The organism is Psychrobacillus sp. NPDC096623 (genome assembly GCF_044762655.1).
Classification (GTDB): domain Bacteria; phylum Bacillota; class Bacilli; order Bacillales_A; family Planococcaceae; genus Psychrobacillus.
Genome location: NZ_JBIWER010000003.1, coordinates 243,602 through 269,352, shown reverse-complemented (window position 1 = coordinate 269,352; position 25,751 = coordinate 243,602). Strand labels below are relative to the sequence as shown.

The window sequence follows — 25,751 nt, the reverse complement described above, 5'->3', positions numbered from 1 at the left end:
TGAGGGATTAATAATGAAATTTGGTTTTGATATTGACGATACATTGATTAATTTAAGAGAGCATGCTTTTAATATTTATAATGAGAAGCTTGGGCAGCAAGTGGCAATAGATAAATTTCATGCGTTAGATAAAGTAGAAATACATGAAATATTCGGGTTGACAGATGAGGCAGGTTCAAAAATGTGGAATGATACATTGGAACAAATTTATTACACGAATTGTCCAACGTACCCGGATGCAGTAGAAACGTTACTTGATTTACATGAAAAAGGGCATGAGATTTACTATATTACCGCTAGACCTGCCGAACATCGGGAAAGAACGATGGAATGGCTTATTGAAAAGGGTTTTCCGGTCGATGCAGAACGGTTTTATTGTGGTATGAAAGACCAAGCCAAGGTGGAAATTATTCGTGAACTGCAGCTAGATTATTATTTCGACGATAAGCCAGATGTATTAAATACCTTAACGGATGCTACTTTACAAGTTTACGTAAAAACACAATCTTATAACCAACATCTAACAATTCCAAGATTAACGAATTGGTCGGAACTCAAACAAATTATCGAAAAAAATATACAAGAAAAGCATTTGTAAGCTGAAATATGTTCTATCCCTTTTGTTCCATTCATAAGTTGTCCTATAAGAAGGAGGATGACTTATGACAACAAGAACATGGGATGTAAAAGAACAATTTCGATTTCCGCAAAGCTTTGGAGTTCCAATGGAGATTAAAAATGTAGCGGTAACTCCACAATGTGAAATCGCTGAGAAGGAAGATATTGTCCAAGTCGTTGGAATATACCACATCACTTGCCACGTTAAGTTTGAGGAAGGTGAACACGAGCATCATGCTACTAGCGAATTTACAGAAATTGAAGATTTAGATTTGCAAGGTGAGGTAGGCTATTTTGAGTATGCTGTACCGATGAGTATTGAGATTGGAAAAGACAAAATAAAAGAAGGTTCCAAGCCGACAGTTCATGTGAACCATATTAACTCGAAACCAACACAGCAAATGGCTATTGAAATTGGGTGGACCGTGCACTGTGATTACGATGAAGCTCCAGCTCCAGCACCAACACCAACACCAACACCAACACCAACACCAACATCAGTTGAATCTTTTGTAGACTTAGAAAGTCCAAATCCCGCAGAGCCAATGGAAGTTAAAAATCCAAGCGGGGAAGAATTTGAACTTCAATTTATTTTGGATTTGGATGATGGATACTCGAAGCTTTCGTTTCCATCAAATAATGTTTTTGTAAAACAAAAAGCAGATGAATAATAGAATTACTAACAAGATGAAATCCCATGTGGTTGGCACAATTAGTACTCGTATTAATTGGAAACAACAAATAGGAATACTAATATGCTTGCAGTAGAAACGTGTTTTACGTAACCAATCAGGCAACAAATACGGGTTATATCCTTTTTTCATTGTATTTCTCCTTTCACCATACTAAACTTGACGACATATAATATTATCCTTTACAATAGAAACAACTAAATAGAGATGCAATGAATGGGAAGAGTAAAATGATTTGGTTTTCAAAAGAAAGGAAACAATTTGCTGAAATGTTTCTGTAAACCACCATTTGAAGGTAGCCCACGAGCAGTGTTTGTGAACGAATAGTAGCAAATGCCGGTTTGAAGCCGTTATCGAATTGAGAGCGTGATGCGTTTTTTAGCATTCGCGAATAAAGGTGGTACCGCGAACAAACTCCTTCGTCCTTTAAGACGATAGGAGTTTTTTTATATTCTTTTTTAGGAGGAACAGACAATGACAAAAGAGACAACGATGTCCACAAAGTATGATCCGCAGTCGATTGAAAAGGGTCGGTATGAATGGTGGCTAGAAGGAAAATACTTCGAAGCGCATCCAGAAAGCGATAAAAAACCATATACTATCGTAATTCCACCCCCAAATGTAACGGGTAAACTACATTTAGGTCATGCGTGGGATACAACACTACAAGATATTATTATTCGTATGAAACGTATGCAAGGATACGATGCATTATGGCTTCCGGGTATGGACCATGCTGGTATCGCAACACAAGCAAAAGTAGAAGAGAAGCTGCGTTCTGAAAACATTTCTCGCTATGATTTAGGTCGTGAAAAATTTGTGGAAGAAACATGGAAATGGAAAGAAGAATACGCTGGTCATATCCGTGCACAATGGGCAAAACTTGGACTTGGCTTAGATTATTCACGTGAACGCTTCACTTTAGATGAAGGATTATCAAATGCAGTTAAAGAAGTATTTGTAAAGCTGTATAACAAAGGGTTAATTTACCGTGGCGAATACATTATCAACTGGGATCCAGCAACTAAAACGGCATTATCAGATATTGAAGTAATCCATAAAGATGTACAGGGTGCTTTCTATCATATGCATTACCCACTTACAGATGGTACTGGATCTATCGATGTTGCGACAACAAGACCAGAAACAATGCTAGGAGATTCGGCTGTTGCGGTTCATCCAGAAGATGAACGTTACAAGCATTTAATCGGTAAAACAGTAAAGCTTCCGATTATTGGTCGCGAAATTCCCATAGTTGGAGATGATTACGTTGATATGGAATTTGGAAGTGGAGCAGTTAAAATTACACCTGCCCATGACCCAAATGACTTTGAAATTGGTAACCGTCATAACCTACAACGTATTTTAGTGATGAATGAAGATGGAACGATGAATAAAAATGCTGCTTCGTATGATGGAATGGACCGTTTCGAGTGCCGTAAACAAATCGTAAAAGATTTGCAAGATGCAGGTATCCTATTCAAGATTGAAGAGCATATGCATTCTGTAGGACATTCTGAGCGTAGTGGAGCAGTAGTTGAGCCATATTTGTCTTTACAATGGTTCGTAAAAATGCAGCCACTTGCGGAACAAGCAGTTAAGCTGCAAAAAGCAGAAGAAAAAGTAAACTTTGTACCGGATCGCTTTGAAAAAACATATTTAAATTGGATGGAAAATCTGCATGATTGGTGTATTTCACGCCAATTATGGTGGGGTCATCGAATTCCAGCTTGGTATCACAAAGAAACTGGAGAAGTATATGTTGGCCACGAAGCTCCTGCAGATGTGGAAAACTGGGATCAGGATAATGATGTATTAGATACTTGGTTCTCTTCTGCATTATGGCCGTTCTCTACGTTAGGCTGGCCAGATACGGAAAACGAAGAGTTTAAAAAGTATTATCCAACGAATGCGCTTGTAACTGGTTATGATATTATATTCTTCTGGGTTTCTCGTATGATTTTCCAAGGGATAGAATTTACAGGTACTCGTCCATTTGATGATGTATTAATTCACGGACTTGTTCGTGCTGAGGACGGACGCAAAATGTCTAAATCACTTGGAAATGGTATTGATCCAATGGAAGTAATCGAACAATACGGTGCAGATTCACTTCGTTATTTCTTAAGTACTGGATCATCTCCTGGGCAGGATTTACGTTATTCGACGGAAAAAGTAGAGGCAGTTTGGAACTTTGCCAACAAAATTTGGAACGCATCTCGTTTCGCATTAATGAATATGGATGGTTTGAAATTTGAAGAAATTAATTTAGACGGCAAAAAATCGGTTGCAGATGCATGGATTCTAACTCGATTAAATGAAACAATTGAGCAAGTAACGAGACTTTCCGATCGCTATGAATTTGGTGAGGTTGGTCGTGCATTGTATAACTTCATTTGGGATGATTTCTGTGACTGGTATATTGAAATGGCGAAACTTCCACTTAACGGGGAAGATGAAGAAGCGAAAAATATGACACGATCGGTATTAGCTTATGTTTTAGACAATACTATGCGTCTATTACATCCATTTATGCCATTCATCACAGAAGAAATTTGGCAAAACCTTCCGCATGAAGGGGAGTCTATTACAGTAGCTGCTTGGCCAACTGTAAACGAAGCACTTTCGAATAAAGAAGAAGCGGACAATATGAAATTACTTTCAGAAATTATCCGCTCGGTTCGTAATATTCGTTCAGAAGTTCAAACTCCGATGAGCAAAAAGGTTCCATTATATGTTTCCGCTAAGGATGCGAATACATTAACAGTATTAGAAGCAAATGCTAAGTATTTAGAGCGTTTCTGTAATCCAGAACCACTTGTATTTGGATTAGATTTAGAAGCTCCAAGTCAATCCATGTCAGCGGTTGTTACTGGTGCAGTTTTATATCTCCCACTTCAAGGGTTAATTGATATAGAAGCCGAGAAAGCTCGATTATCCAAAGAACTAGAAAAATGGGCAAAAGAAGTGAAGTTAGTACAGGGGAAACTATCCAATGAGCGCTTCGTTTCAAAAGCACCAGAGGCAGTAGTTGCAGAGGAACGTGCAAAAGAAGCGGACTATCTAGAAAAACACGCATCTGTATTGAAGCGTATGGAAGAATTGAATAATCTATAAAAGTGAAACGTGCACCCGTTGAATTGGGTGCACGCTTTTTTAATCTCAGAGAAAATGTTCTACGGGTTCTAATAATTTTTTCGTGACATTCCGGTGATTCTCATTAATATTCTAATGATTTTTCTACACATTACGGTGTTTCTGCGAGACATTCCGGTGATTCCTTTGAAATACAAAAAAAGAGAGACGATTAAATCTCGTCTCTCTCATTTTTTGTGAGCTTTGTATGAATGTATTCCATAATAGGTACAGCGATATCTTTTTTAGTCGTTGCAAAATAAGATCTGGCACCAACGGGATCTTCTATTTCATTGAAAAGCCAGGTTTCATCAGGTAAGAGGAGAAAGTCAATACCGATATAGTCGCTTTTTAAAGCTTTAGCTATTTTTTCTACTTCTTTAGTTTGTTGGGCGTCTAGTGTGTATTTTTCGACTGTCCCACCTAATGTAAAATTCGACTTAAAGCTATCTGTTGGTCCAGTTCTTTTGACAGCACCTATCACTTCTTCACCGAGCATGAACACACGAACATCCGTAGCATTTGTTTCAATATATTGCTGTGCGATAATCGTATTCTCAGAAAATGTATTTAGAAATGTAGTTGCTTCTTCATCAGTGTGGACCAACTCGACCTGCTGTCCACCATGACCATCTATCGTTTTTAATACGACAGGATATTCATGGATTTCAGCTACTGTAGCAATTTTTCTAGTAGGAACAGTTGCAATTCCTTGTAGCTGGACTAGCTGTATTGCTTTTAGCTTGTCATTTGCTACTTCATTCACTTCTGCACGATTGAACATTGGTATATTTCGTTTGACTAATTCCTTTGCTAATTTTGGATTTCTTGACCGGAAGAATATGAAATCAGTTTCAGGAATCGAACCTTGATCATCTACTACAGTTAAGCTAAGCCCATGCGTACTTGCAGCATTTATTAACCTATCAATAAAGCTCTGATTACGCACTATCTCGGCTTTTTCGTATAGGAGCAACCCTTTCATACAACAGCAGCTCCTACTTTTGACAATATATATTCAATCATGGCATCACCAACATTAATGCCGGTTACATTAAAGATATTGCGGATATGAGCGACGCCATTTACCTCACATACAAGAGGTTCCCCATCTTCGCCAAACAATAAGTCCACTCCAGCAAATTCTGCTTGTAAAACTTCAGCAGCTTGAATTGCCACCTCTATTTGCCGTTGTGTAAGATTAATAGGGGAAGCAGTGCCTCCATTCGTAATATTTGCACGAAAATCTGTCTGTGATTCACGAAGCATACATGCCACAACTTTCCCGCCAACTACATTTACGCGAATATCCCGTCCTCTACTACCTTCGATAAACTGCTGGAAGACATACTCTACACCTGCTAGTTCTTCCACTTTAGCAAAGAATTGCTCTCTTGTTTCAATTAAATAGACTTTCATACCAAAGGAGCCATGTGCTTCTTTAATAATCATTGGTAATGGGATTGTCTGCAGCACCTGCTCAAAATAACCGGACTCTTGGATAGAAAAACCAGGATATACTTTCGGTGCGATAATCGTTGTAGGCATAGGTACACCAGCGCTAGCTAGTTTCAAATACTGCCTTGCTTTATTATCACAAATTTCAATAACATTTGGATCATTAAATACTTGTATACCTTCATTTTTTAGATACTGCGCAAGCAAAATATCCTTATCTAGAAACACGACAAAATCTGGTTTGGCATGTAAATTTTCTTGGACATTCATCAGCACTTCATAATTTTTTACTAAAATTGCCTGAATATCATGTCGGTCCGCAGCTTCCTTTACAAGAAGTGCTTGATCGATAAATTTATCATGTGTAAGACTACCGTTATAAACGATCCAACATGTTTGCATAATGAATGACCTCCACTAGTACGTGTTATAATGTGTTCACAAGAAGTTTAGCACGAAATTTAATCAGACGGAATAGGGTGAACTACGTGGAAATAAAAAATTTTAATAAATACAAAATAAAATGGAATATAAAAAGTGAAACAGAGATAAAACCAGGGCTTGAAAATATTCAAGCTGCACTAAAAAAACTAGGCAATCCGCAAGACAAGCACAAAATAATTCATGTAGCTGGAACTAATGGGAAGGGTTCCACAATTGCCTTTTTAACAGCGTTAGCAAATGAACACGGCTTGGCATATGCCTCTTTTACTAGCCCAAGTATTGTCGATGTCCATGATCAAATACAGATCAATAGTATTCCTGTTACAGAAAAACAAATGGATAAAGCCTTTTCTTTTATGCAACAGAGAGGTATTAGTGGTATGTTAACAGATTTTGAATTACTAACTGTGACAGCATTTATAGTTTTTGAAACATTGGAATTAGATATCGTTTTCATTGAGGCAGGAATGGGTGGACGATTAGATAGTACCAACGTTATGAAAACTTCTGTGGCAGTTATCCCTAGCATATCTATTGATCACACAAATTTCTTAGGAGATACACTCGAAAAAATTAGTTGGCACAAAGCAGGGATTTTAAAGCAAAATAGCCAATTAGTTATAGGGACTTTTTTAGAGCCGGCAAAAACAATCATATATAATGAGGCTAAAGAAAAAAATGCAAATATTCTAGAATATACTAAAGAATTTCAAATAGAGAAGCAACAATATACATATGAAGAGTTTACATTTTCAAACTTAAACCCCAAAATGATTGGACAGCACCAACAATCTAACATGGCTTTAGCCATAACGGCGTTACTAATAAGTGGTTTTGTTTTAGAGGAATCTAGTGTTCAAACTGCTGTGAAGGACGCAAGATTGCCAGGAAGAATGGAGAAAATAAGAGAAAATCTTTATATGGATGGAGCACACAATCAAGCGAGCACTGATGCTTTAGTGGAAACTATGAAAGAACAGTTTCCGAATCGGCCAATCCATTTTATAGTAGGTATACTTAAAGATAAGGATTATGTCTATATGTTAAGGAAGTTAGAGGAAATAGGTAGTTCTTTTGAATTTGTTAATTTCCAACACGAAAGAGCGTTAAATGCTAATATCTTGTATAAATACTGTACGAATAGTGCGAAAAGTATAACTTTAGATGCAATTCAACTTGATTTGGTAAAAAAATCTGAAAATGGCATTACTATTGTCACTGGTTCCTTCTACTTCATTACCGAGGTTAAAGAAAAAACAGGAATTTAGTAGTTGAAACTTTCAGAGAACTTAGTGATATAATTATTTTTAAGTTAATATGTATTTAGTAGTAGTTATTTAGACTGAAAGGAGATTAATAGTCAGATGGATATTTCACAAAAAGCTAAGAAGATTATTTTCCTCATGTGGCTATTAATTGTACCTATTGGTATTTGCCTCGTATATTTGTTGTCCCCGACGAAACCAAGTGACTGGGATCATTATATCTATTTTCTTGTACTCGCATTACTCACTACAATATTCCCATTTTTTATAGGCGGAGCATTAATGGTCCTTGTTCAATGGGTGAATCTAGCAATTTTTTTGAAATTTGGGATTCTTGCAGAACTTATTGCCATGCAATTATGTATGATACCAATCGTATACCATATGAAATTAAGCAAAGAAACTAGATATAAGTTATATTATAATTCGTTTATGTTTTTCTTAATTTCCATTATCTGCGGCTCCGTAGTTTTATGGATGGGATATGAAATCGGCACTTTAGTAATAAATGATATTATTTTGTATAGTAGTATTTATACGGTGCTAGGTATAATGTTGAATCATGTTTTCTTGTATTTTAGAGAAGTATTTACGGGTTTAAAACCAAAATTCTTCACAAATGATTTTGGTGGGGATTTTATTTGTTTAATTATTACACTGCCTTTTGGGATTAGTATATATTTATTAGAAGGTTATGTAGGACCGATATCGTTTATTTTATTAGGAGTACCATTCTTAGCTATCACACTTTTAATACGCATGTATAGTGATTCAGAGAAGGTAAATGCCGATTTAAACAAGGCTAGTGAATTTGGTCACCAGCTTGCGGAGCGGATGACCACAACTGAGATATTGGATATGTTCTTGAAAAGTTTGTCTGACATTTTCCCGTTTGATGCAGGATACATTGTAGATAATATAGACGATGAATTTTTTATATTGAGAGCTAGAGAAGATGGAGATAAAAAAGAATTTGAATTTGCTCATGAGGATATAAAATATAGCCTTGCGGGTAAAGTGTATGAAAAAGGAGAGCCAATTCTATATAACAAACAGACAGAATGGGCTCATATGAAACCACCGTTTTTGGCAGATGATATGAAAAGCGTCATGTGCGTACCTATCTATAGAAACAAAAAAATTGAAGGCGTACTAGTTTTAGCAGCAAGAGAAAAGTTTGCATTTGAAACGTATCAGCTTAAAATTGTTCATCTACTCTGCTCTTATTTTGCTGTTTCACTAGAAAAAGCAAGGTATGTTAGAGAAGCAGTTGAGAAAAGTGAAGTTTGTGAGTTAACGAAAATTAATAATTACCGATACTTAGACAAGCAATTGAAGGTTGAGATGGAAAGACTGACTAGTGGATTTTATAAGACGGTTTCGTTAATCATGATGGACATCGATAAATTTAAAGGCGTCAATGATACGTATGGTCACCATGCAGGAAATATTATTTTACAGGAATTTGCAAAAATTATTAAAGAAGAAATTGGTCCCAATGGGACGGTTGCTAGATATGGAGGAGAAGAATTCGTTATTCTCTTACCAAATTACTCAAAGTTACAAGCAAAGAATATTGCCGAACAGCTTCGGCGGAAGATCGAACAAACGCCATTTATCGTGCCATTTGATTTAGGAGAAATAGCTCGTGAAGAAATTGTATTCATCACCGCTAGTATTGGGGTTTCTACAGCACCAGAGGATAGCGACGAAGGAATGACCTTACTGCGAAATGCAGACCGCGCATTGTATATTGGAGCGAAGCAAGCTGGTAGAAATCGGGTTGCGGAGTATGTGAAATAATAGATATAGAAAAGAGGGGATCCTGTAATATGGATTCCCTCTAATTTTATTTATTATAGAAAATATGATCTTTTTGAGAAATATTAATGATAGGTAACACTATCTATAATGTCAAAATTTACGTCAGTAGGCGTTATTGTATATTTATCATCAGATGGATTTTTCATAAAGTTACAATTAATATCAAACTCTTCTTGCTTAACGAAATTAATTGCGTTTTCGATTCTAAAATTCTTAGTTGCTAATATATAAACTTTTCCGCCATTAGTATTTATTTTCTTCGCATCGTTTTCTGAGATCTGTCTAATGCAAAGTTTTGCATCTTTTCCAACTTTAATGCTATTAGCATTCCCGTTCTCTTTTCCTGTGTTGATTATTAACTGATCCATATAAATATTAGTGTTTGTGAGTTCACCTATATTCTTTTTTGTTAGTGTAACTGCTCTATTGAATTGTACTAGCCCACCAGAAATTACAAATGGGGTTGAAAATACAACATTGGAATCAACCTTACAGGGTTTGTTAGAATATTGTATATCACATTTTGGATAAATAGGAGTGTTTTGATTTCCATCTCCTTTCACATTTTCACCATTACTTATTAACGTAACAGTTAGCAAGTTATTTGGTAAATTGAAAATAGCAGATATTTCATAATCTTTATTTGGTATAGAACCTTTAACTAGCACTTCAAGTTGAGATTTACTATTAGTTATTAATTTGGAGTTTAATAAGGTGAATTTAATAGAGTTCAATTTATCGATATCTTTTCCCTTTGAAATACTAAGTGTTTCATCAGGATTACATGGTTTGCTTGTACTATTATTGTAACCATCTAAACAATCTAATCCCTTTGTTAAGTTTGTACGAGTTGTCAACTCCACAGATTTAATTGCATTTACTTTTTCTGATACTGTTAGATTAGAGTTGTTTTGAATTAATGAAATCTCACTATCTAATTTTGATCTTACAGTAGTAATTAAATTTATTATCTCTGCATGATAATATTCAATTCCCATCTCTGCAACAGCAGTAACTTCATATTTACTATCCGTGTGCTCCACTTGTTTGTGTTGATTCATGGCACTTAAAGCGAATGAGGAGGAGAAGATAATAATCATTAAAATGATTATTAATGTAAGCAATAAAGTATATCCTTTTTCATTTTTAAATACTTTCATATTAGGTCTTCACCTTTCGTTAGTTGTTGCCTGCAAGTTTACTGAATGTTGTTTTCGTTTGGTACTTTACATTAGCATCTTGTTTAGAAGTTAATGTTAATGATAGATCAAATTCCGTCACTGGATTTTTAAATGAGTTTTTAAAGGTTTCACCAGAAGGCTTAATAATGGTAACTGTTATACCATATTCAATCTGATCTTTATTAAATGTTTCTACTACAAATATTTCTTGACCTTTTTCATCTAACTTCTTTCCTTTTATGGATAAAGAAGAAGAAGAAGGAGTAAATTCAGTAATCGTATACTTTGTATGTATTTCTTGTATAGTATTCACAATTAAATTTGCTTCTTGTTGGAGTTGGTTTTGCGTAATTGCTCGCTCATTATTATTTAAGCCTTGAAAAAAGAAATTCCACATTATAATTGAGATAACTCCAAATAATGCGATTGCAGCTAGTAACTCGACTAGAGTTAATCCACTTTCATTAAATTTCCACTTCATCTTACCACCTCGACTTTTCACTCTCTAATATATCCGTAAGTTGTTGCTAGTGCTTTCGAATCTTCCTGACGGTTTTTAACTTTAATTGTTACTTGGTATAGATTGTCTATCTTGGAGTTTGAGATTGCTCCATTTTTTTCAATCTTCACTTCTGCAAAAAAGATTTTATCATTTAATGCTTTATATGTCCCTTCTACTATAATTGAGGTTGTATTGTTTTGTGAAATAGAAAAATCTAAAATATTCCCCTTAAGATTATTAGTAGAGTCATCAAGTGTATAATTTTCTTTAACTAGCATTAACAATTCTTTTGCTGCATTAGCTGCATCTAAATTCTCTCCATTTCTATTATTCATATTCGACATTTGAGGGAAAATAGATAGAAACAGTGAAATTACAACAGTTAATAATACGACCGATGCTAAAATTTCCACTAAGGTAAATCCATTCGTATTTTTAGTTTTCCTAAACATGATGCAATCATCCTTTTTGACTATGAAATATCAATGATAAATATATTTGTTAAATGAAGGAATTCCTTTACTATGCTAAGATAGAGTTATATTTTGTATGAATATTATAGAAGAAGGAATTATAAGTTGATTTTATTTTTATTTTTTTCATCGATTATACACTTGTAATTGGTAGATTAATAATATATAAATAAGTATAAAGAATCAATGAGTATTAAAATAACTTTACAAACAAGTATTGATTAATTCAAAAGTATTGAAAAAATATTATTCGTAAAGGTAAATATACCTATGAAAAATTGAGTATATATACTCAAAAGTACAGGTAGGAAGTGGGGTTATGAGCCGTGAAGATTATTTGGAAAACGATTGTTTTAGCTATTTTAACATCTTTTCTTTTGTATTTGTGGACCAGTAATTTTACCCCTTTACAACAACATGTAAATGCAGAAGGTGAAGTCTCGGGTTCTAGTATTGGCGGTCAACGAGTGGAATCTCTTAATAGAGAGGAAATTATTTCTCTTTTAAATTCCAAAATATTAGAATGGCAACAGAATCCTATACTATTAACTGGAAATAATGTAGACATAACCTTAAATCCAGAGTGGTTCTCTTTCGCCGTAGAGTCAACAGTGGAGCAGTTTGAAAATCAAGTTGGTACAGCTTGGTATGCAGTTTGGGAGTCTGAACCGACCGTTCATCTTCCTTTACAAGTTGTAATGAGTCCGGAACTAACTGCTTTAATTGAAGCAAATGGACATTTAGATGCAGAAGCTACTTTAGATGTTATTGAGAATCAAGTAGGAATGTTATCATCCGAACCAATTGTGTCTGTTGCTTTGGACATGTCATTATTTCAAACAGAACGTATTGCATTTGATATAGAAGCTATTACAATGAATACGAATAGTTTGAACGACATTATTTATGCTTTAAATGATCAGGTAATTGGAAGTGGTGAAATGTTTTCTGTAAATGAACATATAGAAGGCATTAACCTGGGGAATTCCGATGAAACGATAAATTTTGTTACTTCCTTATTATATAGTACTGTTCTCCAAACGAATTTCGAAGTGGTGGAACGCCATTCTCAAGGAAGTATTCCAAATTATTTAGAACCAGGCATTGAGGCGAAAATCAGTAAAACGAAAGACTTGAAATTCATAAACACAATCAATGCACCTGCAAGCATAAAAATTAGCATAAAAGGCTCTGAGCTTTTAGTGGAAATCTACTCAGTACCTTCAGAGACTGTTGCTAAATATCAAGTAAGTGAGAGTGAAATCACTCCAAGAACTATTTATAGATATTCGTCTGAACTAAAAAGAAATGAAGAAGAGCTAATTCAAGAAGGAAAGCCAGGTTTGAGAGTTTCAGTCTATCGCACTATTTCAGATAAAGCAGGTCCATTTGAGAAACAGGATTTAATCAGTCAAGACTATTATCCACCAGTTAATAGAATCATCCTAAAATCATCAGTAGTATCTGAAACTTCAACTACGCTAGATCCGGATCTTGCAGTTGATATGAATGGCGATGGATTGACGGATATAAATGATGAGCCTTCTAATACACCAAATACTAACCAGACTCAGGATAGTGAAAAGGAACAATCCAATCCTCCAAATAATACATCACCAGCAAGCGAAGAGGATTCAGACGGATTGCCAGAGGGCAGTTACTATGACAAAGCTGGTAACATCATAGACGGATCAAAATAAGTATTACTGGGGTGATGAGTGATGAAGAATAACGCTCGCAAAAGATTAGGGGATTTGTTAGTAGAGTCATATGTAATTACGAATGAGCAGCTAGATTATGCATTGAAAAATAAAAGTCGCGAGGAAAAACTTGGAGACTTTCTAATAAGAGAGAATCTACTGACGGAGCAGCAATTAATAGAAGTGCTTGAGTTTCAGTTAGGGATTCCACATGTAAGTCTAAATCAATTTTCAATTGACCCAGAGCTCATTCAATTAGTTCCAAAAGAGTTAGTTAAGCGAACCAATATTATGCCAATCCGTAAAGATAAAAATAAGTTATTAATTGCGATGGCTGATCCGATGGACTATTTTGCCATTGAGGAAGTTCGTATGGCTACGGGCTGTCAAATTGAGACAAGTATTGCGGCTAAAGATGATGTTTTCCGTACGATAACGAAATATTATGACTTGCAGGAATCGATGGATCAAGCTTTGTTAGATATGACACCAACTGAGCTTGAAAATGATACGCAAATAACGGATGAGGATTCACCTATCGTTCGGTTAGTAAACCAAATTATTGCAAATGGTGTTGCGCAAAGAGCGAGCGATGTTCACTTTGATCCACAGGAAACAGAATTACGAGTTCGTTACCGAGTAGATGGTGTGTTGAAGCTGGAAAGAGCACTTCCAAAGCATATGCAAAATGTTATATTGGCTCGTATTAAAATTATGGGGAATTTAAATATTACCGAAAATCGTTTACCACAAGATGGGCGTATTAAAGCTTCCGTCAATATGAAACCAATAGACATTCGCGTTTCTACACTTCCAACTATATATGGTGAAAAAGTAGTAATGCGTATTTTAGATATTAGCGGTGCTATGAATAGCATAGATAAGCTAGGATTCAATAAGAAAAACCTAGAGACCTTTAGCAAAATGATTGAAAAACCTAACGGCATTGTACTAATTACGGGTCCAACTGGATCAGGTAAATCATCTACTTTATACGCTGCACTGAATCAGCTAAATGGAGAAGACGTGAATATCATTACGGTTGAAGATCCAGTCGAATATCAGTTACAGGGAATCAATCAAATTCAAGTGCGTGAAGAAGTGGGGTTAACGTTTGCTACAGGTTTAAGATCCATTTTGCGTCAGGATCCTGATATTGTAATGGTCGGAGAAATTCGCGACTTAGAAACTGCTCAGATAGCAGTACGAGCTTCGTTAACTGGTCACCTTGTACTGAGTACACTACATACAAATAGCGCTGTAGAGTCAGTATCACGTATGAAGGATATGGGTGTAGAACCATTCTTACTTTCCTCCTCGTTAGTTGGAGTTGTGGCACAGCGTCTAATTAGAAAAGTTTGTCGGGACTGTAAAGCGATACATGAACCAAATGATCGAGAGATTGCTATTTTTACAGAACATGGTTTGGAGATCAAAGAAGTTGTACGGGGAAGAGGATGTCCATCATGCAATAACACCGGTTATCGTGGACGGATTGCTATTCATGAAATTCTCGCGGTGGACGAATTTGTTAAAAATGTCATTTTGACCGGCAAGAGCACGATGGTTCTGCGAGATTATATGAAAGAATCCGGGTATTTCAGTTTATTAGATGATGGGTTATTGAAAGTACAAGAAGGGTTGACAACGACGGAGGAAGTTCTGCGTGTTGCAACAACGGATTGAGGAGGGATGGGATGAAGAATTCAATTATTGACCTGTTAGAAAAATCGTTTCATGACAGAGCATCCGATCTGCATATTTCTGTAGGAATTCCACCTGTATTTAGAATAAATGGAGCCCTCCAATCATTCGGTGAATCAAATTTAAGTGAATCAGATACGAAGGATATGCTACTTGAAATCATACCTATCTCTCAACAACAAGTGTTTGATGAAAAAGGTGAACTTGATTTCAGCTATGAATTACCAGGTCGTTGCCGATTCCGTATAAATGCTTATCAACAGCAAGGAAATGTGGCGATTGCAGCTCGTATGATTGATTCGGAAATACCAGCAATTGAAACACTTGGTATGCCAAATGTACTTTATACACTAGCGGACAAGCCGCAGGGACTGATTTTAGTTACTGGCCCCACTGGTTCTGGAAAATCGACGACGCTTGCATCAATGATTGACTATATCAACTCAACAAAATCGAAGCATATTATTACGCTAGAAGATCCGATTGAGTATGTGCATACCCATAAGAAATCTATCATTAACCAGCGTGAAGTTGGGGAAGATACGCAAAGCTTTGCCAATGGGTTGAGAGCTGCACTTCGCCAAGATCCAGATGTCATTTTAGTCGGAGAAATGCGTGATTTAGAAACCATTTCTACTGCCATAACTGCAGCAGAAACAGGGCATTTAGTTATGGCAACGTTACATACAAGTAGTGCTCCTACAACTATTGACCGAATTATTGATGTTTTCCCTCCACATCAGCAAGGACAAATACGCATTCAGCTAGCAAATGTTCTGCAAGGAATCATTTCTCAAAGATTATTTGTTCGAAAAGATACAAAAGGGCGTATCGCAGCCACAGAAATTTTGATGCAAACGCCGTCCGTTGCAAACTTGATACGCAATGAAAAAGTGCACCAAATTCAAAACGTTATGCAAACAAGCCGAGCATTAGGCATGCATACGCTCGAGTCATCCATTCAACAATTAGTTACCTCAGGGAAAATATCAATCGAATCTGCTAAACCCTTTTTGAATGTAGGTGAGTATTAATGGTTGTATTTAAATACAATGGCAGAACTGCTCAAGGTAGCTTAAAAAAAGGAACTGTCGATGCTATAAACAAACAAGCAGCTATTACAAAGCTTCGTTCACAGGGGATAAACCCAAGGGAATTAGAGGAATCAGATAGTATTCTTCATAAAGAGATTTCTATTGGTGCAAAGGTTAAAAATGAAGACTTCGTGATTTTTAGCAGACAGTTTGCAACGTTAATAAGAGCAGGAGTTTCTATTTTAGAATCTACTAGAATATTAGCAGAACAAACATCTAGTAAACCATTGAAAAAAGCATTGCTATCGGTGGAAGAGGATGTGCGATCTGGCTTATCGTTTTCAAAGGCCACCGAACGATACCCAAAAGTATTCCCGCAGTTGTTTGTAAATATGATTCGCGCTGGGGAAGCGACAGGGAATCTAGATGAATCATTAGAGAGATTAGCATTTTCCTATGAAAAACAGTTTAAGCTGAAAAAGAAAGTACAATCTACGATGGCGTATCCAATAATCTTACTTATTATGACTGTTTTTGTGGCAGGCTTTTTGATGTTAACGATCGTACCGCAATTTGTTACGATGTTCGATGATATGGGAGCAGAGCTTCCTACTATTACAAAAGTAGTTATGGGCTTTAGTGAATTGCTACAGTCATCTTGGTATATTCTCTTAGCACTTTTAGGCATTGTAGTTTTCGGATTCAATTTTTTCTATAAGAACAACAAGGAATTCAACTACTCGGTTAACATTTTGCTTCTAAAAACTCCTATTTTTGGAAAAGTGCTTCAGAAGTCGGCAATTGCTCAAATGACCCGTACACTTTCGTCTTTATTTAGTAGTTCAGTACCTATCTTACAGGCACTAGCGATTGTAGAGAAAGTAGTAGGCAATCCGGTTATAGCAAAAGTAGTTAGAGAATCGCGGACAAGCTTAGAACAGGGAAGTACATTAACAGCACCACTTGAAAAAAGTTGGATTTTCCCACCTTTAGTAACGCAAATGACGGCAATTGGTGAGTCAACTGGCTCACTTGATTATATGTTAGAAAAAATTGCTGTGTTTTACGAAGACGATGTGGACCGTACCATCGATACATTGAAATCATTAATTGAACCACTCATGATTGTGATTTTAGCAGCTGTAGTAGGTACTATTGTGATGGCTATTATGGTTCCGATGTTTAGTATGTATGAACAAATTTAATATAATATCTTAAAGGAGTTGATTTGAAAAATAGAGTGAATGAAAATCAAACGAAATTATATATAAAATTTTAGGAGGAAAATTAAAATGAAAAAATTAACGAAAATAATTAAAAATCAAAAAGGTTTAACACTTATTGAACTTCTAGCAGTAATCGTTATCCTTGCTATTGTTGCTGCAATTGCTGTACCAGCGGTTGGGAATATAATTGAAAATAGTAAATTTAACGCTGCAAAAGCAGATGCATCAAATGTATTAAATGCAGCTCAATTATATCTTACTGAGAATCCTAATGGTCCTTCGGGAGATACAGGTACTACAGTAACAGTGCAAAATTTAATAGATAATAAATTTTTAGAATCAGCTGGTAAGGTACCGGTAACTGCAACGATTACAAAAGCTAAACCTCATAAACTTACAGCAACATTTGAATATACAAGTGGTAAAAATGCTATTTTCACGGGAGCGAGTCTTGAAGGAATAGCTAAGGATGTTCAAAAAGGTAGTGATGCTAATCATAAAACTATAAACAATTAATAATTTTTATAAGCATTCTTACTTAATATAAATTGATTAATCTATACAGCAGACCAAGTCTGCTGTATTCCCTTATTTTCACATTTGAGTAAACGAACAACTCGTTTCCTGAAACGTGAAACTAAGCAAACAGAAACACATAGGGGGTAATTTACTATGTTCAAAACCAAAAAGAACCGTTTTGTTGCAATAGAACTTAATGAATACGTCATCCGTGCAATTGTCATGAATAGCCAAGTTATAAACCAAGCAGTAGTTTATGAGCAGCCTTTAAGTGCTGGGATCATTGAAGGTGATTCTATTCGCAATGAAATGGCATTGTTTGATGAGTTTAAGAAGATTGTAGATGTTTGGGGCATCAAACGCCATGATGTTCGTTTTTTTGTACCCGATAGTTCAGTTATGATGAAGTCATTTGAACATCCAGCTGATGTGGTATCTTCTAAGCTGAAAGCTTATGTCGAAATGGAGCTTGGACAAACGATTCATTTACCTTTTACGAATCCACTAATTGATGTTTATGATGCAAAGCCTAATGACGGAGAAGCGACGCTTTTTGCTGCTCCATCCGATGATGTAAACAAAATTGCTAGTTTACTGGACGATGTTTCGTTAACCCCGACAGTTGCTGATGTTCGCTCATTGTCAACAATCCGATTGTTAGAACAACTAAATTTGTTTGCTTCTCAAAAAAGCTATCTCATTACAGATTGGTCGATTACCGGACTTTCGATTAGTATATACACTCCTGGAAAGCTAGAGTTTCTTCGCTATCAAGCGATTGAAACGTCGATCAAGTCATGGGAAAGTCGAGTGGTGGATGAGCATGAAGTGACTTTTACTTACGATGGAGAAATAGAAGAATATCGTATGCTACTAATCGACCAGATAGCTGAAATTGATCGTATTTTAAACTTTTATCGTTTTTCTCTTTATAAAGGGGAAAAAGCAGTGGATGAGATCATTATTTTAGGAGATTCTCCCGAAATGGATTATATCGTGAATGAAATGCGCGCTAATTATGAAACGCCTATCCAATTTATAGATGATAGTAAAGTACAAGGGGTCTATCCTAATATAAATGCAAAATATATCCCGCTCATTGGTCTAGTATTGAAGGAGGCATTATAGTGGTTCCAGAAATAAATTTATTGCCTCAATTTGAAAGACGTAAATCCAGTAATCTTATATTGATCATTAGTTCTATTGTGATTGGGTTGCTTATAGTCTTTCTTTGTTTTCAATTCTTCACTTTAAAGAAGGAAATTAAGGGATTAGAGGCAGAAGAGACACAGCTAGTTCTTGAAAGAGATGTACTAAGTGCAGAGGTTACTTCAGAAAGTACTGTACAGCAAGGGACTCATTCTACCGCGGTCACTTTTGTGGAGTCCGTTTCCTATCCAGTTAGTCCATTAATAGATGAAATATATTCATTAATTGAAGCTAACACGTATTTGCGCTCTTATCAGTTTGATGAGACTGGAATACTATTATCAGCTGACTTTGAAACGATGAATGAAATTTCTTCCTTTATCGAAAGGCTTTTAAATAGTGCATATTTTAGTGATGTTAAAGTAGAGAACGTATCTTCATTTGAGCCTTTTAAAGAACAGGATACAGAATCTGATGAGATTAACTTTGATGTACAGTGGCGCTATTCAGCGACAATCCAATTAGACATTAATGAGTCATATTTAAGTGAAGGGGGTACCCAACATGAATGATTTAGTAAGCAACAAACGAACGGGGTACCTTTTGATCATCGCATTAGTAGCAGTTCTTTTAGGTGCAATCTATTATTTTCTAATTTATCCACTAAATGAAGAAAAAACGTCAAAAGAAGCAACGATCAGTATAGTAGAAAATGAAATTGCATTGTTGGATGCTGAGTCGATAGCTCCAGTGGATGTAGAAGAGAAATCTGTATTTCTAGAAAGAAAAGTCCCTATCACTCGTGAATTGGATACATTAATACAGTCTATTGAAGAGGTTGAGCTTGTTAGTGAGGCAAAAATAGAATCTATCGAATTTAATAATTATGATGAAATTGTTGCAGATTCATCGTTGGTTACTAGTGAAGAGGAAGCTTCTACTGATTCAGTAGATGTCACGGAAGGAGAGCAACCTACTGAAACCCCAGTTTCTCCAGTTGCCAGTACTCCATTACCACCTCAATTGAAGCTGATTACCTTTAATATCTCTGTATTAACAAAGGATTATGACCATTTTAATACATTCATAAAAGAACTAGAGTCTATGGAGCGTACTAAGAGTATTGACCGAGTCGAATTTTCGATGCCTGGGGAAGAACAAAATTATGACGAGGAAACAGAGGAAGCGATTTCCGCTGTAATTCAGGTAACTACGTTTTATTATGATAAAAAATAAGAATGGATAGGAAGAATACCTTTGTCTATTTCTCAAATATGTATTTATATAGCCGTATATATTCTACCTGCTTTCTTTATGTTTGGTTTAGCATGCGTTGTCATTTCACAGCATGCTAAAAGACTGGAAAACAGGTTAATCGCTACTATTCTATTTATCTATAGTTTTGTATTTATGGGAGAATTATTTCGTCAAATACTACCAATCAGCTATAGTTCAGCAATAGTGGAGATTATGCTAGGCAGTTTAGGTGCATTAATAGTTGGAGTAGCTTTTCATCTATATGTGTATGTTGCTGATTTGCATAAGTATATGAAAAAGATAGTCTATCCATTCGTATTTTATTTTCCATTTATCTGTATTGTTATTGTTCAGCTTTTCGGATTTAATTTCCTTTCATCGATAACGTATAGTTTAGTAGGAATTTGGCATAAACCCGTTGTAAATGGAACTTATTATTTTACAGTGCTGATAGCTATTCTGTTAAATGTATTGTTGTTATTCATTCTTGCGATTGGCAATAGAAAAGTGTTCGATAGGAAACGAAAAAAGTTACTCCGTTTTTTGATGTTGTATAGCACGGTGACTTTAGTAACGAAAATTGTCTTTGGTTATCCGAACTTTGGTGATAGCTTCCCTCCATATCCTATAATTTTTGAAGGGCTTATTTTTTCTGTCTTCATTTCTTTTTCCTATTTACATAATGAATTATTGCCTAATATCACTAAGCGCTATCAAACGTTATTCGATATTAGTCCTATCTCCATGATGATTGTAAATGGTAATTTAGATATTGTTGAAGTTAATAATCCGGGAATGGTACTACTTGGGATTGAAGATAGTTCAGATCTCAATTTAATGACATTTGCACAAACCAAATATAATAAAAATCAATTACATAAGTTTCTCTATGATATTGAAAGAGAAGGAATCGTACAAGATTACTCGATCACATTGGAAAATATATTTAATGATGGCATTTTACATTTTTCAGTTTCCGCGAAGATGGTTGCCACAGGTGAAGAAAAAACTTATTATGCGATGTTGAGAGATGTGTCAAGTGAAGTAGAAAAAGAAAAGATTATTTTGCATATGGCCTATCATGATGTACTTACAGATTTGCATAATCGAGCATACTTTGTGACGCAGCTTAGGAAAAGACTAGTAGAAACTTCAAAAAATCCAACAAGCCAAGCAGTGTTAGTGTTAATTGATTTGAACGATTTTAAATCGATTAATGATAGCTTTGGCCATCATATAGGAGATCAAGTACTCCAGCATACTGCCTCCATTTTGAAGCAATCTGTTAATGCAAATGACCTTGTGGCGCGTTTGGGTGGAGATGAATTCGTGCTGTTTCTTCAAGATTTTAACTCTGAAGAGGAAATCAATGAATGGCTAGAACATTTGCGTTTCACATTTGAAAAAAGTAGTTTTTCATATAATGATTTAGAGATTAACATTGAACCAAGTATCGGGATTAGCAATTATCCAAAGCATGGCACAACCTTTGAGGATTTGTTTAACCAAGCTGATATGAACATGTATGTAGATAAAGAAAATTTAAAAAGCGTGAAATTAGGTGTTTAAATGGAAATAATAATCATTGTATTCTTTTTTCTATACGGTTTAATTTTCGGTTCCTTCTTCAACGTAGTTGGTTTGCGGATTCCAAAAGGCGAGTCGATAGTTAGCCCACCTTCACATTGCGCGGTTTGCAATCGAAATCTAACATTTAAAGATTTAGTGCCTGTACTTTCTTTCGTATTTTTAAAAGGTAACTGTCGTGGATGTGGGACGAAGATTCATTGGGTGTATCCGGTAATGGAGCTAGTTACTGGTCTTCTCTTTGCTTTTGCTTATTACCAGCTAGGTTTCACGATGGAGCTAGTAGTTGCGTTATTGTTTATTTCTCTCTTGGTCATTATTACGGTGTCGGATATTGCATATATGCTAATTCCTGACAATATTCTTTTATTCTTTTTGGTCCCATTAATCGGCTTAAGGGTATTAGAACCACTTAGTCCGTGGTGGGATAGTATGATCGGAGCATTTGTTGGATTTGGTCTCTTATTCCTCATAGCAGTTGTGTCCAAAGGGGGCATGGGTGGTGGAGATATCAAGCTATTTTTTGTAATAGGATTAGTTTTGGGCTGGATTCCGACTCTACTAACGCTGTTTTTAGCTTCCGTTATTGGGACGGTTGTTGGTGCTATTTCGTTAAGACGAACGAGACAAGGTAGAAAAACACCTATTCCATTTGGTCCGTCGATTGCAGTGGCAGCAATTATCGCTTATTTTTATGGGGAACGGCTTGTCGATTGGTATGTGAATTTGTTTTTTTAACTCGATAACTTTTTTAGACGAGCCGACATAGGTCTCGTCTTTTTTTATAATCTTCGTGATAAGGTTATGAAAAAGAGGTGATTCTATGCCAATTGGAAGGCGCAATAATATAAGAAAAAAAGTTATATTAGCGGGCATACAAGGATTGATCATTGGAGTGGTTGGCGTATTATTGTTCGGCCTAATACTAAATTTAGCAAATGAAAAGAAAGCCGAAAGTGAGGAACCAACAATTACAGTTCCTAAAGAAGCGGATGAAAAGGTAGAGGTTACAGGAGAGGTGGAAGGGAAGTCTCTTCCTTTCCAAGCAAAACAATATGGCATGTTCACTTCCAAGGAAAGCGCACTTGCTTTTATAGGGTCTCAGCCGTCACTCGCAAAAGCGAGTATTTTTCAAGTGGACAACCAATTTTTTGTTTGGAGTGATTTATACGTAACAACGATTCCGACTCAAGAAACAGAGGTACTACCAACTTTTATAAAAAGCTTGTATGTTACGACGAATAGTTGTAAAGACCCTAAAGTCGTAAAAGTAATGGAATTAATACAGGAAGAGAATTTGAACAAAAATTATTTTGAGTCTATCAAAAATAAAGAAGATTATCCCGAAGATCTAATGGGAATAGTCCAAGCTATATCAGCGTTTTCAGACGTACCTTCCGTTATGAGATCGCATATTTTTTCTCATTATGTTGCGACGAATAGTTGTCTAAAATTGAATTTTTGATAGCTTTTTGCAGGCAAAATTGAATTGTTGCTTTTTATACACAATTTCCATTTTTTCAATTGTTTTGTATGCTATTGAAAAGGGGGAATAAGAATTGAAAATTACAACGAAAAAGCAGTTTATATTAGCCAGTGAATCACCTAGAAGAAAGGAATTATTCGGAAAGCTGGGTATTCCATTTGAGGTGAAAGCATCAGGAGCAGCAGAAATAGTTAAACGAAATCTTTCTGTAGAAGAGATTGCTATGCATATTGCGATTGATAAAACAGTTGCTATTTTAGAGGAGAATCCTTCCGCAATTGTTATTGCTGCTGATACAATTGTAAGCCTGAATGATGAATTATTGATGAAACCAAAAGATAATGAGGAAGCAAAAACTTTTCTTCAAAAACTATCCGGAAATACGCATCAAGTAACGACAGGGGTTGCTATTTATGGGGAGGGTACTTCTATTAGTTTTGCGGAAACTACTCTCGTTAAGTTTTTTGACCTTTCAGAAGAGCATATAGATGCATACATAGCGACTGGTGATTCTTTGGATAAAGCAGGGGCTTATGGAATCCAGACTATGGGTGGATTATTCGTCGAGAGAATCCAGGGTGATTATAATAATGTCATTGGTCTTCCGATCAGTCGTTTATTTAAAGTGTTATTGTCACTTCGTTTGATAGAAATTGAGCGGGTGGTAAATGCATGAAAACGAAGCAGACGCATTCGCTAATGATTCGTGATGTTCATGTATCAGATCGCCCACGAGAACGACTTATGAGACAAGGTGCCTCCAGTTTGTCTAACCAAGAACTGATCGCCATCTTGCTTCGAACAGGTACAAAGCAAGAGTCCGTACTGCACCTAGCTAATCGTGTCCTCAATTATTTTGAGCAAATTCAAGAACTAAAAAATGCATCTATCGAAGAAATTACTGCCGTTAAAGGTATTGGACAAGCGAAAGCTGTCCAACTCCTTGCGGCAGTTGAACTTGGGAAGAGACTTTCTCAACAAAAGACAGATGACAAATTTACTATTCGCTCTCCGAAAGATGCTGCTACTTACCTCATGCACGATATGACCTCGTTGAATCAAGAGCATTTCGTAACACTTTTTCTAAACGTAAAAAATCAAATCCTTCATAAACAAACTATTTTTATTGGTTCTCTAAATGCTTCGATCGTCCACCCTAGAGAAATTTTCCGCGAAGCTGTAAAACGTTCAGCGGCCTCGATAATTTGTGCACATAATCATCCATCAGGAAATCCGGCCCCTTCAACGGAAGATATTGACGTGACGAAAAGACTATATGAAGCAGGTCTTCTTATGGGCATAGAACTTCTGGATCACGTAATTATTGGCGATCATCAGTTTATTAGCCTCAAAGAAAAAGGGTATATGTGACACTGTGCATTTTTCGATCTATCAGTTATAATAATAGTTATGACTTTATAACAACGAACGAAGTGAAACTTGTTTGAGATAGAAAGGGAGTAAATAATAGTGTTTGGATTTGGATCAAGAGATTTGGGTATAGATTTAGGAACGGCAAATACGCTCGTATTCATAAAAGGAAAAGGGATTGTACTTAGAGAGCCATCTGTTGTAGCGAAAAATGTACAAAATGGTGCGATTGTAGCGGTAGGAAACGATGCAAAAAATATGATTGGTCGCACACCCGGTTCAATAGTGGCGATTCGTCCGATGAAGGATGGCGTTATCGCTGACTTTGATATAACTTCTGCAATGATTGAATATTATTTAAAAAATGCAATGAAGGCATCTGGAATGTCCTGGAGCAAGCCAAATGTTATGATTTGTGTGCCATTTGGTATTACTTCTGTGGAGCAACGTGCAGTAATTGATGCTGCTAAACAAGCTGGCGCACGTGAAGCCCTTACAATTGAAGAGCCATTTGCAGCAGCAATTGGTGCAAATTTACCTGTATGGGAACCTACTGGAAGTATGGTCGTTGATATAGGTGGAGGTACTACAGAAGTTGCTGTTATCTCATTGGGTGGAATTGTAACTAGTGAATCCGTTCGTGTTGCAGGAGATTCGATGGACCATGCAATTACTGCATATATCCGTAAAACATATAATTTAACAATTGGTGAACGTACGGCAGAAGCGATTAAAATTGAAATTGGCTCTGCTAGAGTAACTGAAAATGAAGAAAAAATGGATATTCGCGGTCGTGATTTAGTGACGGGATTGCCAAAAACAATTGAAATTACGTCTACAGAAATTTCAAATGCGTTACGTGAGTCGATCTCCTCTATTATAGATGGGGTGAAAAAGACATTAGAGCAAACTCCTCCTGAATTATCAGCAGACGTTATGGAACGCGGTATAATGTTAACTGGCGGTGGTGCGCTACTTAAAAACTTAGACAAAGTTATTAGTGATCAAACAAATATGCCTGTATTTATTGCAGAGGATCCTCTAGATTGTGTTGCTATTGGTACAGGTAAAGCTTTAGATCATATGAATGTATTAAAACGTCAACAAACAAAACACTAAGGAGAAG

General features: G+C 36.0%; 24 protein-coding genes and 1 other annotated feature. Of the genes, 19 read left to right on the top strand and 5 right to left on the bottom strand.

The annotated features are described in order from the left end of the window. Window positions 1-13 precede the first annotated feature (13 nt). The 3 genes from ACIQX2_RS10845 to ACIQX2_RS10835 all read left to right on the top strand — a co-directional run bounded on the left by ACIQX2_RS10845 (window position 14) and on the right by ACIQX2_RS10835 (window position 4,427). Window positions 14-598: a 5' nucleotidase, NT5C type gene (locus tag ACIQX2_RS10845; protein ID WP_402849904.1), complete on the top strand. Its 585-nt coding sequence runs from the start codon at window positions 14-16 to the stop codon at window positions 596-598. 64 nt (window positions 599-662) lie between these two features. After that, a complete protein-coding gene (locus ACIQX2_RS10840) occupies window positions 663-1,289 on the top strand; it encodes a hypothetical protein (RefSeq protein WP_402849901.1) in 627 nt (208 codons plus the stop codon). Window positions 1,290-1,513: 224 nt separating this feature from the next. Continuing rightward, window positions 1,514-1,740, top strand: a binding site (T-box leader). A gap of 44 nt (window positions 1,741-1,784) precedes the next feature. Beyond that, window positions 1,785-4,427, top strand: a complete 2,643-nt coding sequence (locus ACIQX2_RS10835; RefSeq protein ID WP_402849898.1) for a valine--tRNA ligase — start codon at window positions 1,785-1,787, stop codon at window positions 4,425-4,427. A 190-nt stretch (window positions 4,428-4,617) separates the two neighbouring features. On the opposite strand, the gene ACIQX2_RS10830 is transcribed toward ACIQX2_RS10835, so the two are convergent. Both ACIQX2_RS10830 and ACIQX2_RS10825 read right to left on the bottom strand, forming a co-directional pair. Next, window positions 4,618-5,430 carry an ATP-grasp domain-containing protein gene (locus ACIQX2_RS10830; protein ID WP_402849895.1) on the bottom strand — a complete coding sequence of 271 codons (813 nt, stop codon included), beginning with the start codon at window positions 5,428-5,430 and terminating at the stop codon, window positions 4,618-4,620. After that, window positions 5,427-6,305, bottom strand: a complete 879-nt coding sequence (locus ACIQX2_RS10825) for an ATP-grasp domain-containing protein (RefSeq protein ID WP_402849892.1) — start codon at window positions 6,303-6,305, stop codon at window positions 5,427-5,429. The genes ACIQX2_RS10830 and ACIQX2_RS10825 overlap by 4 nt, the downstream gene beginning before the upstream one ends. A gap of 86 nt (window positions 6,306-6,391) precedes the next feature. Here ACIQX2_RS10825 and ACIQX2_RS10820 point away from each other — a divergent pair, with 86 nt between their 5' ends. Together ACIQX2_RS10820 and ACIQX2_RS10815 are read left to right on the top strand one after the other, a co-directional pair. Continuing rightward, on the top strand, window positions 6,392-7,615 hold the full coding sequence (locus ACIQX2_RS10820) for a bifunctional folylpolyglutamate synthase/dihydrofolate synthase (protein WP_402849890.1): 1,224 nt from the start codon (window positions 6,392-6,394) through the stop codon (window positions 7,613-7,615). Window positions 7,616-7,711: 96 nt separating this feature from the next. Next, entirely contained in the window at window positions 7,712-9,415 is a 1,704-nt protein-coding gene (locus ACIQX2_RS10815; protein WP_402849887.1) for a sensor domain-containing diguanylate cyclase, read from the top strand. An 83-nt stretch (window positions 9,416-9,498) separates the two neighbouring features. Here ACIQX2_RS10815 and ACIQX2_RS10810 read toward each other — a convergent pair whose 3' ends face one another. The 3 genes from ACIQX2_RS10810 to ACIQX2_RS10800 are packed head-to-tail and all read right to left on the bottom strand — an operon-like array spanning window position 9,499 to window position 11,571. Further along, window positions 9,499-10,596, bottom strand: coding sequence for a hypothetical protein (locus tag ACIQX2_RS10810; protein WP_402849884.1), 1,098 nt, complete (start codon window positions 10,594-10,596; stop codon window positions 9,499-9,501). 19 nt (window positions 10,597-10,615) lie between these two features. After that, entirely contained in the window at window positions 10,616-11,098 is a 483-nt protein-coding gene (locus ACIQX2_RS10805; protein ID WP_402849881.1) for a PulJ/GspJ family protein, read from the bottom strand. A 17-nt stretch (window positions 11,099-11,115) separates the two neighbouring features. Beyond that, a complete protein-coding gene (locus ACIQX2_RS10800; RefSeq protein ID WP_402849879.1) occupies window positions 11,116-11,571 on the bottom strand; it encodes a PulJ/GspJ family protein in 456 nt (151 codons plus the stop codon). A gap of 347 nt (window positions 11,572-11,918) precedes the next feature. Here ACIQX2_RS10800 and ACIQX2_RS10795 point away from each other — a divergent pair, with 347 nt between their 5' ends. The 14 genes from ACIQX2_RS10795 to ACIQX2_RS10730 all read left to right on the top strand — a co-directional run bounded on the left by ACIQX2_RS10795 (window position 11,919) and on the right by ACIQX2_RS10730 (window position 25,744). Beyond that, complete coding sequence (locus ACIQX2_RS10795; RefSeq protein ID WP_402849876.1) at window positions 11,919-13,292, top strand: VanW family protein; 1,374 nt, start codon at window positions 11,919-11,921, stop codon at window positions 13,290-13,292. Between the two features lie 21 nt (window positions 13,293-13,313). Next, entirely contained in the window at window positions 13,314-14,978 is a 1,665-nt protein-coding gene (locus ACIQX2_RS10790) for a GspE/PulE family protein (RefSeq protein ID WP_402849873.1), read from the top strand. An 11-nt stretch (window positions 14,979-14,989) separates the two neighbouring features. Further along, entirely contained in the window at window positions 14,990-16,030 is a 1,041-nt protein-coding gene (locus ACIQX2_RS10785; RefSeq protein ID WP_402849870.1) for a type IV pilus twitching motility protein PilT, read from the top strand. Further along, window positions 16,030-17,235, top strand: a complete 1,206-nt coding sequence (locus ACIQX2_RS10780; RefSeq protein ID WP_402849867.1) for a type II secretion system F family protein — start codon at window positions 16,030-16,032, stop codon at window positions 17,233-17,235. Before ACIQX2_RS10785 ends, ACIQX2_RS10780 begins: the two co-directional genes overlap by 1 nt. Before the next feature lie 87 nt (window positions 17,236-17,322). Next, the gene (locus tag ACIQX2_RS10775) at window positions 17,323-17,772 is read left to right on the top strand and encodes a type II secretion system protein (RefSeq protein WP_402849864.1); all 450 of its coding nucleotides are present in this window, start codon (window positions 17,323-17,325) and stop codon (window positions 17,770-17,772) included. A 156-nt stretch (window positions 17,773-17,928) separates the two neighbouring features. After that, window positions 17,929-18,903: a type IV pilus biogenesis protein PilM gene (gene pilM / locus ACIQX2_RS10770; RefSeq protein ID WP_402849861.1), complete on the top strand. Its 975-nt coding sequence runs from the start codon at window positions 17,929-17,931 to the stop codon at window positions 18,901-18,903. Next, a complete protein-coding gene (locus ACIQX2_RS10765) occupies window positions 18,903-19,496 on the top strand; it encodes a PilN domain-containing protein (RefSeq protein ID WP_402849858.1) in 594 nt (197 codons plus the stop codon). Before pilM ends, ACIQX2_RS10765 begins: the two co-directional genes overlap by 1 nt. Then, window positions 19,489-20,160, top strand: a complete 672-nt coding sequence (locus tag ACIQX2_RS10760; protein ID WP_402849855.1) for a potassium transporter — start codon at window positions 19,489-19,491, stop codon at window positions 20,158-20,160. The genes ACIQX2_RS10765 and ACIQX2_RS10760 overlap by 8 nt, the downstream gene beginning before the upstream one ends. Before the next feature lie 21 nt (window positions 20,161-20,181). Further along, a complete protein-coding gene (locus ACIQX2_RS10755; RefSeq protein WP_402849852.1) occupies window positions 20,182-21,750 on the top strand; it encodes a sensor domain-containing diguanylate cyclase in 1,569 nt (522 codons plus the stop codon). Continuing rightward, window positions 21,751-22,506, top strand: a complete 756-nt coding sequence (locus ACIQX2_RS10750; RefSeq protein ID WP_402849849.1) for a prepilin peptidase — start codon at window positions 21,751-21,753, stop codon at window positions 22,504-22,506. Between the two features lie 85 nt (window positions 22,507-22,591). Further along, window positions 22,592-23,233 (top strand): hypothetical protein, encoded by a 642-nt coding sequence (locus ACIQX2_RS10745; protein WP_402849846.1) that lies wholly within the window; start codon window positions 22,592-22,594, stop codon window positions 23,231-23,233. A gap of 94 nt (window positions 23,234-23,327) precedes the next feature. Further along, window positions 23,328-23,930 carry a Maf family protein gene (locus ACIQX2_RS10740; protein ID WP_402849844.1) on the top strand — a complete coding sequence of 201 codons (603 nt, stop codon included), beginning with the start codon at window positions 23,328-23,330 and terminating at the stop codon, window positions 23,928-23,930. Beyond that, window positions 23,927-24,625, top strand: a complete 699-nt coding sequence (gene radC, locus ACIQX2_RS10735) for a RadC family protein (protein ID WP_402849841.1) — start codon at window positions 23,927-23,929, stop codon at window positions 24,623-24,625. The genes ACIQX2_RS10740 and radC overlap by 4 nt, the downstream gene beginning before the upstream one ends. A 99-nt stretch (window positions 24,626-24,724) precedes the next feature. Next, the gene (locus ACIQX2_RS10730) at window positions 24,725-25,744 is read left to right on the top strand and encodes a rod shape-determining protein (RefSeq protein ID WP_402849838.1); all 1,020 of its coding nucleotides are present in this window, start codon (window positions 24,725-24,727) and stop codon (window positions 25,742-25,744) included. Window positions 25,745-25,751: the final 7 nt, after the last annotated feature.

What these genes read in the sequence shown, in the direction of transcription:
- ACIQX2_RS10835 (WP_402849898.1), top strand. Translation starts at nt 1,785, where the DNA reads ATGACAAAAGAGACAACGATGTCCACAAAGTATGATCCGCAGTCGATT.
- ACIQX2_RS10830 (WP_402849895.1), bottom strand. Translation starts at nt 5,430, where the DNA reads ATGAAAGGGTTGCTCCTATACGAAAAAGCCGAGATAGTGCGTAATCAG.
- pilM (WP_402849861.1), top strand. Translation starts at nt 17,929, where the DNA reads ATGTTCAAAACCAAAAAGAACCGTTTTGTTGCAATAGAACTTAATGAA.
- ACIQX2_RS10845 (WP_402849904.1), top strand. Translation starts at nt 14, where the DNA reads ATGAAATTTGGTTTTGATATTGACGATACATTGATTAATTTAAGAGAG.
- ACIQX2_RS10790 (WP_402849873.1), top strand. Translation starts at nt 13,314, where the DNA reads ATGAAGAATAACGCTCGCAAAAGATTAGGGGATTTGTTAGTAGAGTCA.
- ACIQX2_RS10780 (WP_402849867.1), top strand. Translation starts at nt 16,030, where the DNA reads ATGGTTGTATTTAAATACAATGGCAGAACTGCTCAAGGTAGCTTAAAA.
- ACIQX2_RS10775 (WP_402849864.1), top strand. Translation starts at nt 17,323, where the DNA reads ATGAAAAAATTAACGAAAATAATTAAAAATCAAAAAGGTTTAACACTT.
- ACIQX2_RS10840 (WP_402849901.1), top strand. Translation starts at nt 663, where the DNA reads ATGACAACAAGAACATGGGATGTAAAAGAACAATTTCGATTTCCGCAA.
- ACIQX2_RS10805 (WP_402849881.1), bottom strand. Translation starts at nt 11,098, where the DNA reads ATGAAGTGGAAATTTAATGAAAGTGGATTAACTCTAGTCGAGTTACTA.
- ACIQX2_RS10815 (WP_402849887.1), top strand. Translation starts at nt 7,712, where the DNA reads ATGGATATTTCACAAAAAGCTAAGAAGATTATTTTCCTCATGTGGCTA.
- ACIQX2_RS10750 (WP_402849849.1), top strand. Translation starts at nt 21,751, where the DNA reads ATGGAAATAATAATCATTGTATTCTTTTTTCTATACGGTTTAATTTTC.
- radC (WP_402849841.1), top strand. Translation starts at nt 23,927, where the DNA reads ATGAAAACGAAGCAGACGCATTCGCTAATGATTCGTGATGTTCATGTA.
- ACIQX2_RS10800 (WP_402849879.1), bottom strand. Translation starts at nt 11,571, where the DNA reads ATGTTTAGGAAAACTAAAAATACGAATGGATTTACCTTAGTGGAAATT.
- ACIQX2_RS10825 (WP_402849892.1), bottom strand. Translation starts at nt 6,305, where the DNA reads ATGCAAACATGTTGGATCGTTTATAACGGTAGTCTTACACATGATAAA.
- ACIQX2_RS10760 (WP_402849855.1), top strand. Translation starts at nt 19,489, where the DNA reads ATGAATGATTTAGTAAGCAACAAACGAACGGGGTACCTTTTGATCATC.
- ACIQX2_RS10745 (WP_402849846.1), top strand. Translation starts at nt 22,592, where the DNA reads ATGCCAATTGGAAGGCGCAATAATATAAGAAAAAAAGTTATATTAGCG.
- ACIQX2_RS10810 (WP_402849884.1), bottom strand. Translation starts at nt 10,596, where the DNA reads ATGAAAGTATTTAAAAATGAAAAAGGATATACTTTATTGCTTACATTA.
- ACIQX2_RS10785 (WP_402849870.1), top strand. Translation starts at nt 14,990, where the DNA reads ATGAAGAATTCAATTATTGACCTGTTAGAAAAATCGTTTCATGACAGA.